General features: G+C 72.5%; 11 protein-coding genes, 1 tRNA gene and 1 other RNA gene. 3 read left to right on the top strand and 10 right to left on the bottom strand.

The window, feature by feature from the left end; translation table 11 throughout:
* Positions 1–98: 98 nt before the first annotated feature.
* The 7 genes from QUG92_RS01595 to ffs all read right to left on the bottom strand — a co-directional run bounded on the left by QUG92_RS01595 (position 99) and on the right by ffs (position 9,062).
* On the bottom strand, positions 99–1,295 hold the full coding sequence (locus QUG92_RS01595; protein WP_289457439.1) for an Rv2578c family radical SAM protein: 1,197 nt from the start codon (positions 1,293–1,295) through the stop codon (positions 99–101).
* Positions 1,296–1,340: 45 nt separating this feature from the next.
* Positions 1,341–2,828 (bottom strand): malate:quinone oxidoreductase, encoded by a 1,488-nt coding sequence (locus QUG92_RS01590; protein ID WP_289457438.1) that lies wholly within the window; start codon positions 2,826–2,828, stop codon positions 1,341–1,343.
* Positions 2,829–2,945: 117 nt separating this feature from the next.
* Positions 2,946–3,995 (bottom strand): aspartate-semialdehyde dehydrogenase, encoded by a 1,050-nt coding sequence (locus tag QUG92_RS01585; RefSeq protein WP_289457437.1) that lies wholly within the window; start codon positions 3,993–3,995, stop codon positions 2,946–2,948.
* 70 nt (positions 3,996–4,065) lie between these two features.
* Positions 4,066–5,331 carry an aspartate kinase gene (locus QUG92_RS01580; RefSeq protein ID WP_069712163.1) on the bottom strand — a complete coding sequence of 422 codons (1,266 nt, stop codon included), beginning with the start codon at positions 5,329–5,331 and terminating at the stop codon, positions 4,066–4,068.
* Positions 5,332–5,452: 121 nt separating this feature from the next.
* A complete protein-coding gene (recR, locus tag QUG92_RS01575; protein ID WP_069712162.1) occupies positions 5,453–6,052 on the bottom strand; it encodes a recombination mediator RecR in 600 nt (199 codons plus the stop codon).
* Complete coding sequence (locus tag QUG92_RS01570) at positions 6,052–8,859, bottom strand: DNA polymerase III subunit gamma and tau (RefSeq protein ID WP_289457436.1); 2,808 nt, start codon at positions 8,857–8,859, stop codon at positions 6,052–6,054. Before QUG92_RS01570 ends, recR begins: the two co-directional genes overlap by 1 nt.
* A gap of 106 nt (positions 8,860–8,965) precedes the next feature.
* Positions 8,966–9,062, bottom strand: an RNA gene (ffs, locus tag QUG92_RS01565) — signal recognition particle sRNA small type.
* A gap of 36 nt (positions 9,063–9,098) precedes the next feature.
* On the opposite strand from ffs, the gene QUG92_RS01560 reads away from it, so the two are divergent.
* Positions 9,099–9,773, top strand: coding sequence for an SDR family oxidoreductase (locus tag QUG92_RS01560; RefSeq protein WP_289457435.1), 675 nt, complete (start codon positions 9,099–9,101; stop codon positions 9,771–9,773).
* Between the two features lie 126 nt (positions 9,774–9,899).
* Here QUG92_RS01560 and QUG92_RS01555 read toward each other — a convergent pair whose 3' ends face one another.
* Together QUG92_RS01555 and pta are read right to left on the bottom strand one after the other, a co-directional pair.
* Positions 9,900–11,096, bottom strand: a complete 1,197-nt coding sequence (locus QUG92_RS01555; RefSeq protein ID WP_289457555.1) for an acetate/propionate family kinase — start codon at positions 11,094–11,096, stop codon at positions 9,900–9,902.
* A gap of 52 nt (positions 11,097–11,148) precedes the next feature.
* Positions 11,149–13,257: a phosphate acetyltransferase gene (pta, locus tag QUG92_RS01550; RefSeq protein WP_289457434.1), complete on the bottom strand. Its 2,109-nt coding sequence runs from the start codon at positions 13,255–13,257 to the stop codon at positions 11,149–11,151.
* 117 nt (positions 13,258–13,374) lie between these two features.
* Here pta and QUG92_RS01545 point away from each other — a divergent pair.
* Both QUG92_RS01545 and QUG92_RS01540 read left to right on the top strand, forming a co-directional pair.
* Positions 13,375–13,459, top strand: a tRNA-Ser gene (locus QUG92_RS01545).
* Between the two features lie 276 nt (positions 13,460–13,735).
* Complete coding sequence (locus QUG92_RS01540) at positions 13,736–14,380, top strand: hypothetical protein (protein WP_182045996.1); 645 nt, start codon at positions 13,736–13,738, stop codon at positions 14,378–14,380.
* Positions 14,381–14,389: 9 nt separating this feature from the next.
* Here the strand turns inward: QUG92_RS01540 and QUG92_RS01535 are convergent, their stop codons facing one another.
* Positions 14,390–16,366, bottom strand: a complete 1,977-nt coding sequence (locus tag QUG92_RS01535; protein WP_289457433.1) for a helicase HerA-like domain-containing protein — start codon at positions 16,364–16,366, stop codon at positions 14,390–14,392.
* Between the last annotated feature and the right edge of the window lie 65 nt (positions 16,367–16,431).

Genomic DNA, 16,431 nt, shown 5'->3' with positions numbered 1-16,431 from the left:
ATCGTGTACCCCGAATCGAGCGCGGTCCGGCGACCTGTCCGATGCTACCGCCGATCACCGACACGAGGTGTCCCCCGGACGCGGATCGCGGATGCTGCTCAGAAGAGCGTCGGCACCGCCTGCCCCGCAGCGGTCCGGGCCGCACCGGCGCGACGGTCCCAGTCCGGGTCGGCACGCTTGAGCGGTGAGGACGTCGGTCGGGACTGCTCGTCGAGGGACACGGGCACGCGGTACCCGTTCGTGATGGCCGGAGCCGCCCCGGCGTGCGCCGGCTCCGCCGTGGGGACCAGGTGCGCCTGGCGGTCACTGAACCCCATCGAACCCGTCGCCGGGTCGACCCGGCCGAGGCCGAGCCCGTGGTCGCGGAGGATCGGCCGTACCCGCTCGGCGAGCCAGCGCCGGTAGTCGGTCGGCGCGTAGGTGTTGTCGAGGTACATCGACCGGTAGCGCGCGACCAGGTCGGGACGGGTCCGGTCGAGCCAGGAGAACCACCACGGCTTCACACCCGGACGCAGGTGGAGCGCGGAGTACATCACGCTCGACGCGCCGGCGTCGGCCGCGCGCCCGATCGCGTCGTCGAGGTGCGCCCGCGTGTCCGTGATGAACGGCAGGACCGGCATGAGGAACACCGAGCACTCGAGCCCGGCGTCACGGATCGCCCGGACCGTGGCCAACCGCGCGGCCGTCGTCGGCGTCCCGGGCTCGACCTGCTGCTGCAGTTCGTCGTCGTAGACCGCGATCGACATCGCCAGGTCGACCGGCACCGAGCGGGCCGCCTCGACCAGGACCGGCAGGTCCCGACGCAGCAGGGTGCCCTTGGTGAGGATGCTGAACGGCGTACCCGACTCGGCGAGGGCGCGGATGACGCCCGGCATCAACCGGTACCGCCCCTCGGCCCGCTGGTAGGGATCGGTGTTCGTGCCGAGCGCCACCGGGTGCCGGTCCCAGCTCGGGCGGCGGAGCTCACGGCGCAGGACGTCGGCGACGTTCGTCTTCACCACGATCTGCTGGTCGAAGTCGGCGCCGCCGTCGAACTCGAGGTAGGTGTGCGTCGGCCGCGCGAAGCAGTACACGCACGCGTGGCTGCAGCCGCGGTACGGGTTGATCGTCCACCCGTAGGTGCCGCTGCCGTCGGCCGCCGGCACACGGTTCAGCGCGCTCTTCGCGAGGACCTCGTGGAACGTGACGCCCGCGAACTCCGGGGTCGTGACGCTCCGGACGAGTCCGCTGTTCGACTCGAGACCCGGCAGCGCGTCACCGCGCTCCGCTCCGATCGCCTGTCCGCTCCACCGCATCGCCCCATTCGAACACACGTTCGAACGGAGGGCAAGCCGGGTTCCTCAGTGGTGCAGCCCGAGGACCTTCGCCGTGCGCGCGAGCGTCTCGTCCGCCAGTCGTGCGTCCGACCCGAGGTCCGTGCCGTACGTCGGGACCATGGTGCGCACCGTCGGCGCCCACCCGTCCCAGCGGTCCGGGAAGCACCGCTGCAGCATCGCGAGCATGATCGGCACCGCCGTGGACGCGCCCGGGCTCGCACCGAGCAGACCCGCGATGGAGCCGTCGGCCGAGGTGATGACCTCGGTCCCGAACTGCAGCACGCCGCCCTTCTCACGATCCGGCTTGATGACCTGCACCCGCTGCCCGGCCGTGATGCGGTGCCAGTTGTCCGGCTCCGCGGTGGGCATGAAGTCGCGGAGCGCCTCGAACTTGGTCTGCTTCGAGGCCATCAGCTGCCCCACCAGGTAGCGCACGAGGTCGAAGTTCGAGAACGCGACGCTGAGCATCGGCCGCAGGTTGTGCGGCCGGATCGACCGGAAGAGGTCGAGGACCGACCCCTGCTTGAGGAACTTCGGGCTGAACCCGGCGTACGGGCCGAACATCAGCGAGGCAGAGCCGTCCACGATGCGGGTGTCGAGGTGCGGGACCGACATCGGCGGTGCGCCGACACTGGCCTTGCCGTAGACCTTCGCGGCGTGCTTCTGCACGACCTCGGGCTCGTCGGTGCGGAGGAACTCGCCGGACACCGGGAAGCCGCCGTAGCCGCGGATCTCCGGGATGCCCGACTGCTGGAGCAGGTGCAGGGCACCGCCACCGGCGCCGACGAAGACGAACTTCGCCGCGATGCGCTGGGTCGAGCGGCCGATCTCGTTCCGGACGTCGAGGACCCATCCCTCGGTCACCTTCGACCGTGTGATCTTCCGCACCTGGTGCGACGGCTCGAACTCGACGCCGGCGATCTCGAGCTCGTCGAAGAGCTGCTGCGTGAGGGACCCGAAGTCGACGTCCGACCCGGCCGCCGAGTAGGTCGCCGCGATCGGCTGGTCCTTCTTGCGACCCGGGATGAGCGCGGGCGCCCACTTCCGGATCTGCGCCGGGTCGTCCGAGTACTCGATGCCCGCGAAGAGCGGGTGGTCCTTGAGCGCCTCGTACCGCTTCCGCATGTACTCGACGTTGTCCGCGCCCCACACGAAGGAGATGTGCGGGGTCGGGTTGATGAAGTTCGACGGCTGCGGCAGCGCGCCGGTCTCGACCAGGTGCGCCCAGAACTGCCGCGAGACCTGGAACTGCTCGTTGACCGTGACCGCCTTGGCGATGTCGACGTGGCCGTCGGGCATCTCCGGCGTGTAGTTCAGCTCGCAGAGTGCCGAGTGCCCCGTCCCGGCGTTGTTCCACGGGTTCGAGGACTCCTGCGCGACGGACCCGAGCCGCTCGTAGACGCGGATCTTCCAGGTCGGTTCGAGGCGGTGGATGATGGCGCCGAGCGTGGCGCTCATGATCCCTCCCCCGACCAGGACGACGTCGATCGGGTCCACCTGCTTCACTGCCACCCGTCGATCCTACCGGCGCACCGCTGACAGGTGGGCGCACGACGGACTGGAGGCGCGGTGCCGACCGGCACCGCGCCTCCCGTCCGTCGGGTGGTCGCGATCGCGACCCGGACCCGCCTAGGCGGCGACGGTGCGCCGCGCGAGGATGGTCTCCGCGATCTGCACCGCGTTGAGCGCGGCGCCCTTGCGGAGGTTGTCGTTGCTGACGAACAGCACCAGGCCGTGCCCCTCGGGCGCGGACTGGTCGGCGCGGATGCGGCCGACGAAGGACGGGTCCTGGCCGGCGGCCTGCAGCGGCGTCGGCACGTCGGACAGCTCGACCCCGGGGGCCGACGCGAGGATCTCGGTGGCGCGCTCGGGCGACAGCGGCTCCGCGAACTCGGCGTGCACCGAGATCGAGTGCCCGGTGAAGACCGGCACGCGGACGCACGTCCCGGCGACGAGCAGGTCCGGCAGCTCGAGGATCTTGCGGCTCTCGTTGCGGAGCTTCTTCTCCTCGTCGGTCTCGCCCAGACCGTCCTCGACGATCGAGCCGGCGAGCGGGACGACGTCGAACGCGATCGGGCGGACGTACTTGACCGGCTCGGGGAAGGTCACGGCGGACCCGTCGTGCGTCAGCGCAGCGGTGTCCTGCTCGAGCGCCGCACGGGCCTGGCCCAGCAGTTCCTCGACCCCGGCGAGCCCGGAGCCCGAGACCGCCTGGTACGTGGTGGCCACCAGCCGACGGAGTCCGGCCTCGGTGTCGAGCACCTTCAGCACGGGCATGATCGCCATGGTCGTGCAGTTCGGGTTCGCGATGATGCCCTTCGGGGCCTCGTCGATCGCGTGCGGGTTGACCTCACTGACGACCAGCGGCACGTCGGGATCCATCCGCCACGCGCTCGAGTTGTCGACCACGAGGGCCCCGGCCGCCGCGAAGCGGGGCGCCAGCGCGCGCGATGCCGTCGCACCGGCCGAGAACAGTGCGATGTCGATGCCCGACGGGTCGGCGGTCTCGGAGTCCTCGACGACGACCTCCTCGCCGCGGAACGGCAGGGTCGTGCCGGCGGACCGGGCGCTCGCGAAGAACCGGACCCGGTCGGCCGGGAACGCGCGCTCCTCGAGGAGACGACGCATGACGGCGCCGACCTGGCCGGTGGCGCCGACGACGGCGACGGTGGTGCTCATGTGGTGCTCCTGCTCGTGGGTCGTGCCGTGCGTGCTCGTGGGCCGCGTCGGTGCGTGCTGGGGGCGCTGCTCAGCGGCCGGTGCCGGCGTAGACGACGGCTTCCTGGTCGGCGTCGAGGCCGAACGCCTGGTGCACGACCCGCATGGCCTCGTTCAGGGTGTCGGCGCGGGTGACGACCGAGATGCGGATCTCCGACGTGGAGATCATCTCGATGTTGATCGAGGCCTCGTGCAGGGCGCGGAAGAGCGCCGCGGAGACCCCCGCGTTCGTGCGCATGCCCGCGCCGACCAGGGCGAGCTTGCCGATCTGGTCGTCGTACTGGATGCCCTCGTACCCGATGTCGGCCTTCGCGACCTCGAGCGCCGTCAGCACGCCCTGGCCCTGGTCCTTCGGCAGTGTGAAGGAGATGTCCGTGCGGCCGGTGACGGCCTCGGACACGTTCTGCACGATCATGTCGATGTTCGCACCGGCGCGGGCCACGATCGTGAAGATCTCGGCGGCCTTGCCGGGGGTGTCGGGCACGCCGACGACGGTGATCTTGCCCTCGGAGAGGTCTCCGGCGATCCCGGTGATGATCGGTTCTTCCACGGTTTCCCCCTCGGCAGGGTTGTAGACGATGGTGCCCTCGGCGTTGCTGAACGAGGAGCGGACGTGCAGGGTGACGCCGTGCCGACGGGCGTACTCGACGGCGCGGATGTAGAGGACCTTGGCGCCGGACGCGGCGAGCTCGAGCATCTCCTCGCTCGTGATCCGGTCGACCTTCTGCGCCTTCGGCACGACGCGGGGGTCCGCGGTGAAGATGCCGTCGACGTCGGTGTAGATCTCGCACACGTCGGCGTCGAGCGCGGCGGCGAGGGCGACGGCGGTCGTGTCCGACCCGCCGCGTCCGAGCGTCGTGATCTCGCCCGTGGTGCGGTTGAAGCCCTGGAAGCCGGCGACGATCGCGACGTGTCCGGCGTCGAGCGCCTCGCGCACGCGCTTCGGGGTGACGTCGACGATGCGGGCCTTGCCGTGCTGGGCGTCGGTGAGCATGCCGGCCTGGCTGCCCGTGTACGAGGACGCCTCGACCCCCAGGCTCTTGATCGCCATCGCGAGCAGCGCCATCGAGATGCGCTCCCCCGCCGTGAGCAGCATGTCGAGCTCGCGACCGGCCGGGATCGGGGTCACGGAGTGCGCGAGGTCGACGAGCTCGTCGGTGGTGTCGCCCATCGCCGAGACCGCCACGACCACGTCGTTGCCGGCCTTCTTCGTCTGGACGATCCGCTTCGCCACGCGCTTGATGCTCTCGGCGTCCGCGACGGACGATCCACCGAACTTCTGCACGATCAGGGCCACTGGCTGGTACTCCCGGGGACGACGGTTCCGCGACGGTCACGCGGTCTGACAATGCTAGAGGGTGTTCCGCGGATGTTGCGTGCGAGCGGGCACCGACGCAACGATCCTGCGTGGCCCGGGGTCAGTTCCCGACCACGCGGCGGCCCTCGAAGGCGCGTCCGAGGGTCACCTCGTCGGCGTACTCCAGGTCGCCGCCGACCGGCAGGCCGGAGGCGAGACGGGTGGTGCGGATGCCCATCGGGACGAGCAGACGGCTGAGGTAGGTCGCCGTCGCCTCACCTTCGAGGTTCGGGTCGGTCGCGATGATCACCTCGTCCACGGTGCCGTCCGCCAGCCGCGTCATGAGCTGCTGGATGCGCAGGTCGTCCGGACCGACGCCGTCGATCGGGCTGATCGCGCCGCCGAGCACGTGGTAGAGCCCGCGGAACTCGCGGGTGCGCTCGATCGCGGCGACGTCCTTCGCCTCCTCCACGACGCAGATGACGGCCGGCGAGCGTCGGGGATCGCGGCAGATGCTGCACTGCACGTTCTCGGTGACGTTGCCGCAGATCTCGCAGAAGCGGACCTTCTCCTTGACCTCGGCCAGGAGCTCGGACAGCCGTGCGGGGTCGAACGACTCGGTCTGCAGGATGTGGAACGCGATCCGCTGCGCCGACTTCGGCCCGATGCCGGGGAGCCGGCCGAACTCGTCGATGAGGTCCTGGACGATGCCGTCGTACATCAGGCGCCTTCCTCGTGCAGGGCGGTCTCCTCGATGAACTGCGCACCGAGGATCTCACGGACGACGGCCTCGCCGTAGCGGCCCGCGACCGGGGCGCGCCGGACCTGTGGCGGGGCCGTCCGCTGCTGGGCCGGGGCGGTCCGCTGCGGTGCGGTGGCCGCCTGGGGGCGGTCGTGCGTCGGGCTGCCCTGGCCCGGGGCGCGGGTCGACGGCGCGGGGGTCGACGGTGCTGCGGATCCGGCACCCGGGTCGGGGAACGGGGCGCCGTCGTCGTACGGCTCGTCGTCCAGCGGGTAGTCGTCGACCGGCACCTCGGTGCTTGATCCTGCTGCAGGGGCCGGTGCGGCTGCCGGGCCGGATGCCACAGGAGCCGACGTCGCCGGAGCTGCCGCGCCGGAGTCCGGTGCCGTGCCCGCCGCCGCGCCGGTCGTCCCGGTCGCGGGCTGCTCGCTCGGTGCTCCGGTCCGCGGGCGCGCTGCTGCTCCGCCGAGTGCCGAGGCCGGTCGCAGCTGTGCCGCGAGGGCCGCGTCGGCAGCCGGGTCCGACACCGGTGTGACCGGTGCGACGGGCTCCCCCGTGTCGGTGGTGCCGAACGGTGCGGACCAGCCCGGCTCGAGGTGCTCCGGGACCGCGCCCGCGGTCGGGTCGGTCGCGGGGATGGTCGCGACCGCCCAGTCGGTGACCGGCCCCGTCGACGCGGGTGCCGTCGTCGGGGCGGTGCGCTGCGGCTCGGACGGCGTCGGTCGCTGCTGCTGGGGTGCCTGCTGCGTCGGGGCATGCTGCGGCGCCGCCTGCTGCGGTGCCGCCTGCTGCGGTGCCGTACGGTCCGAGGTCGCCGACGGCGCGTCCTGTCGTGGAGCCGGTCGCTGCTGCGGCGCCTCCTGCCGGGGCGCGGCCTGCTGCGGGGCCGCCGGCTGCGGTGCCGCCTGCGGTCGGCCAGGCTGCTGCTGCCCGGGGCCGCGCGCCACGAACTTCACGCGCAGGCCGAGCACCTCGATGATCGCCGAGCGCAGGAGCTCGCTCACGCTCGTCGACGGGTCGGACATCTCCTTGAAGGACGCCACGTCCTGCTGGCTCGGGAAGGTCAGCGTGAGCACGTCCTCACGGAGCGCGGTCACCTGCGCGGTGACCACGACGGACCAGGCCGACCGTCGGGAGCGCTGGACGTGCTCGACGACCTCGGGCCAGGCGTCCTTGAGCTGCTGGAAGCCCACCGGGGTGACCGGACGCACGACGGGTTCGTCCCCGACGGCGGTCCCCTGCCCGGTGGACGAGGCGTTCGCCGTGCCGGCGGGCTCGTGCCGTTCGGGTGCCGGCGCTTCCGGTTCCTTCGCGGTCTGCCGGGCGGCGGGCGGTACGGCCGGCGCGCTCGGTGCCGCCGCACCCGGCGCCACCGCTGCCCACGAGGCGGCGGCGTCGCGCACGGCCGTCCCCGGATCGTCCGACCCGGACGGTGCAGGCGCCGCGGCAGCCGGAGCGGTGGTCTGCTGCTGCGCGGGAGCCGTCCGCACAGCGGGAGCGGTCCGTGGCGCGGTCGTCGGCCCGGACTCCGGGGCACCCGGACGTGCGGACGGCACAGCGGCGCGCGCGGCAGCAGCTCCGGCACCGGCGTCCGTCGACGTCCCCTCGTGCCCACCGACCTCGCCGACACCCACCCGGCGCTCGAGCCGCTCGACCCGCGCGAGCGCACCGCGCTGCGTGTCGTCCGCCTCGGGCACCAGCATCCGCGCCGTCATCAGCTCGAGGTGGAGGCGCGGCGAGGTGGCGCCGGTCATGTCCGTCAGGGCCTTGTTGGCGATGTCGGCGGACCGCGAGAGGGCGGTCGCGCCGAACACGCCCGCCTGCCGCGTCATGGTGTCGAGCTCCTCGGGCGAGATGCCGCGCAGCACGGCGGCGGCGCTCTCGTTCGTCGCCGCGACGACGATCAGGTCGCGGAGGCGCTCCAGCAGGTCCTCGACGAAGCGTCGTGGGTCTTGGCCGGTCTGCACGACGCGGTCGATCGCGGCGAAGGCGGACGCCGGGTCGGCGACGGCGAGCGCGTCGACCACGTCGTCGAGGAGCGCGGCGTCGGTGTAGCCGAGCAGTGCGACGGCACGCTCGTACGCGATCGCGCCGTCCTCGCTGCCGGCCATGAGCTGGTCGAGCAGCGACAGGGTGTCGCGGACCGACCCGCCGCCGGCCCGCACGACGAGCGGCAGCACGCCGGGCGCGACCGAGACGGACTCCTGCGCGCAGAGCTGCTCGATGTACTCGAGCATCGTCGCGGGCGGGACGAGTCGGAACGGGTAGTGGTGGGTGCGGGACCGGATGGTGCCGATCACCTTCTCCGGCTCGGTGGTCGCGAAGATGAACTTGACGTGCTCCGGCGGTTCCTCCACGAGCTTGAGCAGCGCGTTGAAGCCCTGCGGCGTCACCATGTGCGCCTCGTCGAGGATGAAGATCTTGTAGCGGTCGCGAGCCGGGGCGAAGACGGCGCGGTCGCGCAGGTCACGGGCGTCGTCGACACCGTTGTGGCTCGCGGCGTCGATCTCGATCACGTCGAGCGACCCACCGCCGCCACGTGCGAGTTCCACGCAGCTCGGGCACACACCACACGGCGTGTCCGTGGGGCCCTCGGCACAGTTCAGGCACCGCGCGAGGATGCGCGCGGACGTCGTCTTGCCGCACCCGCGCGGTCCGCTGAACAGGTAGGCGTGGTTCACGCGGTTCGTCCGGAGCGCGGTCCGCAGCGGGTCGGTGACCTGCGACTGCCCGATCAGCTCGGCGAAGTTCTCGGGCCGGTAACGGCGATACAGGGCGGTGACCACGCGACAAGGGTAGCCGGGACAGCCGACAGCGCGATGCCTCCGCGACGACCTGTGGAGGCCGGGTACGACCCGGTCTCGCGGCGGCACAGCCTTCGGGTCCCGGGAACGCAAAGACTCCTCACGCACCCGCCAGAGCCCGGTTACCCTTGCTGCGTTTCCGCCCTGGGGGAGTTGGCCTGGATGGCGTCACGTGAGGAGCCTCCGGAAGCATACCGGACGCGACGGGCAGTATCGGACACATGAAGATCGCCATCGCCGGAGGACACGGTCAGATCGCCCTGCTCCTCGCCCGACTCGTCACCGATGCCGGACACGACGCCGTCTCGATCGTCCGGAACCCCGCGCACGTGACCGACGTCGAGCAGCAGGGCGCCACCGCGATGGTCGTCGACCTCGAGCAGGTGGACGACGACGAGCTCGCGCTGCGCCTCCGCGGTGTCGACGCCGTGGTCTTCGCCGCCGGTGCCGGCCCGAACAGCGGGGCGGAGCGCAAGGAGACCGTCGACCGGGATGCCGCGATCACCCTCGCCGACGCGGCCGAGCGGATCGGCATCCGGCGCTACGTGATGATCTCGGCGTTGGGTGCCGACGCCTACGACCGCGAGCGGGCCGTCGTTCCGGCGCAGACCGAGGCGGACGTGTTCCAGGTGTACCTGCGCGCGAAGTCCGAAGCCGACGCGAACATCCGCATGCGGAACCTGCGGTGGACGATCATCCGCCCGGGCGGGCTGCTCGACACCCCGCCGCAGGGCACGGTCACCGTCGGCCGGACGGTGCCGCGGGGATCGATCCCCCGCGCGGACGTCGCCGCACTCGTGCTGCACGCCCTGCTCGACGACGCCGCGGTCGGCGTGCAGTTCGAGGTCACGAGCGGGGACACCCCGATCCCGGCGGCCCTGCAGGCCATGAGCTGACCCGGCCGGCCCGCGCGCCTCGGCGGGACACGCCGTCCGAGCGCCGAGACACCGCCGGATCCGGGGGCGTCTCGCGCACCCGGCGGCGTCTCGCCCACCGGACGGCGGCCTGCACCCGGCAGCGATCTACAGCGCGACCGCCGCCGACTGCCGAGCGATCTCGAGCTCCTCGTTCGTCGGGATGACGAGCACCGCCACCCGCGAGCCGTCCGTGGAGATGCGCCGCGCCTCCTTCGAGTGCAGCTCGTTCCGGTCGGCGTCGACCTCGATCCCGAGGTGCTCGAGGCCGGCGAGCACGCGCCGACGCAGCAGGGCGTTGTTCTCCCCCACGCCCGCGGTGAAGACGACCGCGTCGAGCCCGCCGAGCTGTGCCGTGTAGGCGCCGACGTAGCGACGGATCCGGTGCCGGTACACGGCGAGCGCCGCCTCCGCGGCCTCGTCGCCGGCGAGCGCCGCGTCCTGCACGTCCCGCATGTCGCCGTTGCCCGTGAGCCCGAGCAGCCCGGACTCCTTGTTGAGCATGGTGTCCAGCTCGTCGAAGCCGAGCCCGGCCTCGCGGTGCAGGTGGATCAGCACGGCGGGGTCGAGGTCGCCGGAACGGGTGCCCATCACGAGCCCCTCGAGCGGCGTGAGGCCCATGGACGTCTCGATGGACCGCCCACCGTCGACGGCCGCCACCGAGGCACCGTTGCCGAGGTGCAGCACGATGGTCTTCAGCTCCGAGAGCGGCCGGTCGAGGAACACCGCGGCCTGCTCGGAGACGTACTTGTGGCTCGTGCCGTGCATGCCGTAGCGGCGGATGCGGTACCGCTCGGCCAGGTCCGCGGGGATCGCGTACGTGTACGCGTGCGGCGGCATGGTCTGGTGGAACGCGGTGTCGAACACGGCGACGTGCGGCACGTCCGAGAAGACCCGCTGCGCGGCCCGGATGCCCTCGAGGTTCGCGGGGTTGTGCAGCGGCGCCAGGCTGCTCAGCTCGTCGATCTGCCGCTCGACGTCCTCCGTCACGACGGTCGCGCGGTCGAAGGTGGTCCCACCGTGCACCACCCGGTGCCCGACCACGGCCGGCGGGTGCTCGTCGAACGAGGGTCCGACCTTCGCGAAGGCGTCGATCATCGCCTGGAACCCGGCGGCGTGGTCGGGCACGTCGGCCGCGTCGTTCGACGAGGTCTCCCCCGTCACCGCGTTCGTGTGCTTCCAGGCGCCCGACGACTCCCCGATGCGCTCGACCAGGCCCGAGGCGAGCGTGCGCTCGCCCTCGAGCTCGATGAGCTGGTACTTGAACGAACTCGAACCGGAGTTCACGACGAGGGCTGCGGTCACGTGGATGGTCACTTTCTGGATCGGACGGGAGGCACGGTGCGGGTCCCCGGGGTCAGGCTGCGTCGGTCGCGGTGCCGGCCTGGATGGCCGTGATGGCGACGGTGTTGACGATGTCGCTGACGAGCGCACCGCGGGAGAGGTCGTTGATGGGCTTGCGCAGGCCCTGCAGCACGGGACCGATGGCGACGGCACCGGCCGAGCGCTGCACGGCCTTGTACGTGTTGTTGCCGGTGTTGAGGTCCGGGAACACGAACACCGTCGCGCGGCCGGCGACCGGCGAGTCCGGCATCTTGGTGCGGGCGACGGTCGGGTCGGCGGCGGCGTCGTACTGGATCGGTCCCTCGACGAGCAGGTCCGGACGGCGCTCGCGCACGAAGGCGGTGCCGGCGCGCACCTTGTCGACGTCCGCCCCGGTGCCGCTGTCGCCCGTCGAGTAGCTGAGCATCGCCACGCGGGGGTCGATGCCGAACTGCGAGGCGGTCTCGGCCGACGAGATCGCGATGTCCGCGAGCTGCTCGCTCGTCGGGTCCGGGATCACCGCGCAGTCGCCGTAGACGAGCACGCGGTCCGCGAGGGCCATGAGGAAGACGCTCGACACGATGGACGTGTCCGGACGGGTCTTGATGATCTCGAAGGACGGGCGGATCGTGTGCGCCGTGGTGTGCTTCGCACCCGAGACCATGCCGTCGGCGAGCCCGAGCTGCACCATGAGCGTGCCGAAGTAGGACACGTCGGTGACGGTGTCGCGTGCGAGCTCGATCGACATGCCCTTGTGCGCCCGCAGCCGCGTGTACTCCGCCGCGAACCGTTCCCGCAGCTCGGGGTCGAAGGGGCTGACGATCCGGGCGCCCTCGAGGTCGAGGCCGAGCTCCGTCGCCCGGGCACGCACCGCCGCCGGCTCGCCGAGGACCGTGAGCGCGCAGACCTGCCGTGCGAGCAACGTGGACGCAGCACGGAGGATGCGGTCGTCGTCGCCCTCCGGCAGCACGATGTGCTTGCCGTACCCACGGGCCCGGTCGAGCAGGCCGTGCTCGAACATGAGCGGTGTGACGACCCCGGACGGCGTCAGCTGCAGACGGTCCCGCAGGGCGTCCGCGTCGACGTGCTGCTCGAAGAGCGCCAGCGCGAGGTCGGCCTTCCGCGGCGAGTCGGCCGCGAGCCGACCGCGGGTGTGGGTGATGCGCAGCGCGGTGTCGTAGGTGCCGAGGTCGTTCCGCGCGATCGGCAGCGAGCTCGACAGGCCCTCGAGCAGGCGCGTGATCTGCGGCGAGGTCTCGAACCCGCCGTTGAGGATCACGCCCGCCAGGCTCGGGAACGTCTCGGACTGGTTCGCGAGGACGGTCGCCAGGAGCACGTCGCTGCGGTCCCCGGGGACGACGACGATGCCGCCCTCGATCAACCGCGGGAGGACGTTCTCCATGCTCATGCCGGCGACGACCGTGCCCAGTGCCTCGCGGTCGAGCAGGGCCTCGTCCCCGCGCACGAGCGTGGCGCCGGTCGCCTCGAGGAGTGCCCGCACCGTCGGTGCCACGAGCACGCGGTCCTCGGGGATGGCCCACACCGGCGTGTCCGGGTGGTCGTCGCGCACGGCGGTCTCGACGCTCTGCACGATGGCCGGGAGGGCGTCCGGGTCGGCCCGGTTCACCACGACGCCGAGCAGCTGCGCGTGCGCCGCCCGGAGCTCGCTCGTCGTGACGTCGGCGACCTGCGCCATCGCGTCGGGCGTCCGGACCCCGCGCTCCGCCGCGTCGCGACCCCCGAGCACGAGCAGGACGGGTGCACCGAGGTTCGCGGCGACCTTCGCGTTGAACGACAGCTCCGTGGGGCTGCCGACGTCCGTGTAGTCCGACCCGAGCACGACGACCGCGTCGCACTGCCGCTCGACCTCGGCGAACCGGGACAGGATCGTGCCGAGGGCGGCGTCCGGGTCCGCGTGCACGTCGTCGTAGGTGACGCCCACGGCCTCGTCGTAGGACAGCCCGACCGCGCTGTGCTGCAGCAGGAGCTCGAGCACGTAGTCCGGCTCGACGACCGACCGGGCGACCGGGCGGAACACCCCGACCCGTCCCACCGAGCGTGCGAGGGTCTCGAGGACACCGAGGGCGACGGTGCTCTTGCCCGTGTGTCCTTCTGCTGACGTGATGTAGATGCGGGTCGACACCCCTCCAGGCTAGTCGGGCGGGTGTCGGGCGCTCTGGGAGCCCGACGATCTGTGGAGGGTGTGGTCATCCGCACGCTCCGGAACCTGTACCATGGGGTGTCGTCGCGAGACGGCACTGGAGAATTCGCCTAGTGGCCTATGGCGCACGCTTGGAAAGCGTGTTGGGTGCAAGCCCTCGGGGGTTCGAATCCCCCATTCTCCGCAGAACGAGCAAGCACCGACAGGCGCGTCCGGGTCCCGGGCGCGCCTGTCCTGCTTCCCGGTCCCCCACCTGCCCGACCACGACGCCCCCCGTCGCACCGGTCCTGGCCGGGAAACGCTCATCGGGGGTGGAACGCGCTGTCCTCCACCCCCGTTCGCCCCTATCCTGAGCAGACGGTCGCCCCCGGGACGGGGCGGTCGCGGTGCAGCGGACGGCAGGGGCGTCGTCCGCGGCAGGACTCTCGCCTGCCCGCGCCCGAGGGGTGAGGAGACCCACGTGGGGGAAGCGACGATGCCGACCGCAGGACGACTGCGGACGCCCGTCTTCGACGTCCTGCTCCGTCCGCGGCGGTCGCTGGTCCGCTCGACGGTGCTGAGCGTCGTGTGCTCCGCCGTCCCGCTGGCGGTGGCCCTGGCGTGGGTGTCGCTGCCGGTGCGGTGGTGGACCCTCGTCGTCCCGGTCGTCCTGGTCCTCGCCGTGCTCGTCTGCGCGCTGTTCGTCCGGCTCGGGCAGGCGTACCTCGGCATCGACGCGCAGTCGGTCGTCCTCCGCGCGGTCCTCACGCCGAACCGGCACGTCGCCCGCGACCGGCTCCACCGGCTCGTGGTCGCGACGACCTACGGCGCCTCCGCCGACCGCACCACGCGGGAGCTCCTGGCGTTCGACGCCGAGGGCGGCCACCTGTTCCGGATGCGCGGCGACGTCTGGGGCGAGTCCGCCCTCGACCGGGTGCTCGAGGCCCTCGACCTCCCCGTCGAGCACGACCGTCGTCCCGTCCACACGCGCGAGCTCGCACGCCGCTGGCCGGCGAGCCGCACCTGGTACGAGCGTCGTGCCGGTGTGCTCGTGGTGGCCCTGCTCACCGTCGGGATCGGTGTCGCCCTCCTGGCCGTCGAGACCGTGGAGCTCCTGGCCCGCTGACACGGGTCCTCAGCGACGCCGCCGGAGCGTCGAGAAGATCCCGCGCACGACCTCCTTCGCGATCGCGCCGCCGATCCCCGGACCGAGCAGGTCGGCCAACGGGTCGTCGGTCACCCGCCTGGTACGCGTCCGCGTGGACGAGCGCGACCGCCGCGCGGTCGCAGCCCGCTCGGCCCGCTCGAACTCCCGCTGCGTCCGCTCGACCTCGGCCTGGGCCGCCGCACGCTCCCGCTCGTCGCGCCGCGCCTGCGCGGCCGCCTCCTTCGCCGCCGCGGCGGCGGCACGTGCCGCCTCCTGCTCCGCCTCGGCCTGCGCCTGGGCTGCAGCGGCCTCCGCTGCGGCTGCCTCCATCCGGGCCGCGAGGATCTCGCGGGCCGACTCGGGGTCGACCGCGGTGCCGTAGGTGGCGAGCAGCGGGGAGGAGGCGACCCGTGCCTCCAGGACGGACGACGGCAGGGGGGCCATCGATCCCTGCGGAGCGCGCAGTCGCGTCCACGCGACCGGTGTCGGCGCACCGCGCTCGTCCATCACCGTGACGATCGCCTCGCCCGTGGCGAGCGACGTCAGCACCTCCGCCAGGTCGTAGTCGCTCGTCGGGAAGGTCGACACCGTCGCCCTGAGCGCCTTCGCGTCGTCCGGCGTGTGCGCCCGGAGCTGGTGCTGCACGCGCGACCCGAGCTGCGCGAGCACGTCGTCCGGCAGGTCCTTCGGTGTCTGCGTCACGAAGACGATGCCGACGCCCTTCGACCGGATGAGCCGGACCGTCCGCACGACCTGCTCGGTGAAGTCGTGCGACGCGCCACTGAAGAGCAGGTGCGCCTCGTCGAAGAAGAACACGAGCTTCGGCTTCTCGGTGTCGCCGACCTCCGGGAGCTCGTTGAACAGGTCCGCGAGCAGCCACATGAGGAAGGTCGAGAAGACCTCCGGCTGGTCCTGCACGCCGGGGACCTCGAGCAGGTTCACGGTCCCGCGTCCGTCGGCGGCGGTGCGGAGGAACACCTGCGTGTCGACCTCAGGCGCCCCGAAGAACCGGTCGGCCCCCTTGTCCGCGAAGGTCACGAGTTCGCGGAGGATCACGCCGGCCGTCTGCTTCGACAGGCCACCGAGCTCGGCCAGCTCGGCCTTGCCCGCGTCGCTGACGAGGAAGGTCAGCACGGCACGGAGGTCGGCCAGGTCGACCAGGGGCAGTCCGGCGCGCTCGGCGTGGTGGAACACGAGACCGAGCGACGACTCCTGCGTCTCGTTGAGCCCGAGGACCTTCGACAGCAGCAGCGGACCGAACCCCGAGACCGTGGCACGGATCGGCACGCCGACGCCCTGTCCGCCGAGGGACCAGAACTCCGCCTGGCTCGCCAGGCCCTCCCACCGCTGGCCGATGCCGGCCGTCCGTGCGAGCAGCTTGTCGTTCGGCTGTCCCGCCTCGGCGAGCCCGGACAGGTCCCCCTTCACGTCGGCGGCGAAGACGGGGACGCCGGCAGCCGCGATCTGCTCGGCGAGCACCTGGAGCGTCCGGGTCTTGCCGGTGCCGGTCGCTCCGGCGACGAGTCCGTGGCGGTTGAGCATCGCGAGCGGGATCCGCACCGGCACGTCGGGCAGGGGTGCGCCGTTGACGAGGGCGCCGAGCTCGAGGGCGGTCCCCTCCAGGGCGTAGCCGGCACGGACGGCGGCGACCGCCTCGGGGCCGAGGGGACCGGACGGCGCGGGCGCGGACGGCGCGGGCGCGGACGGCGGGGTGTCGGCCGGAGCGGTGTCCGGTGTTGCGGTGCTGCCGGGAGGCTCGGTGCCCGTCCCCGACGTCGGCTCCGGCTCGCGCTCGGCCGGGTCGGCGCTCGGCGCGGCCGGCTCCGCGGTGTCGGCCGCCTGCTGCAGCGCGGCGGCGAGTTCCTCGGCTCGACGAGCTGCCTCGTCGGCGAGCCGACGCGCCTCCTCCGCCGCGGCCTGCGCCGCCGCTGCCGCCGCCCGTGCCTGCTCCACCGCGTCGCTCATGCCCGCAGCCTACGGACGCAGCGACGACCCGGTCCGGTCTCGGCGGTCGGCCAGCGCGTCAGTGC

The organism is Curtobacterium citri (genome assembly GCF_030362955.1).
Taxonomy (GTDB): Bacteria; Actinomycetota; Actinomycetes; order Actinomycetales; family Microbacteriaceae; genus Curtobacterium; species Curtobacterium citri.
This window is presented reverse-complemented; position numbering and strand designations above follow the sequence as displayed.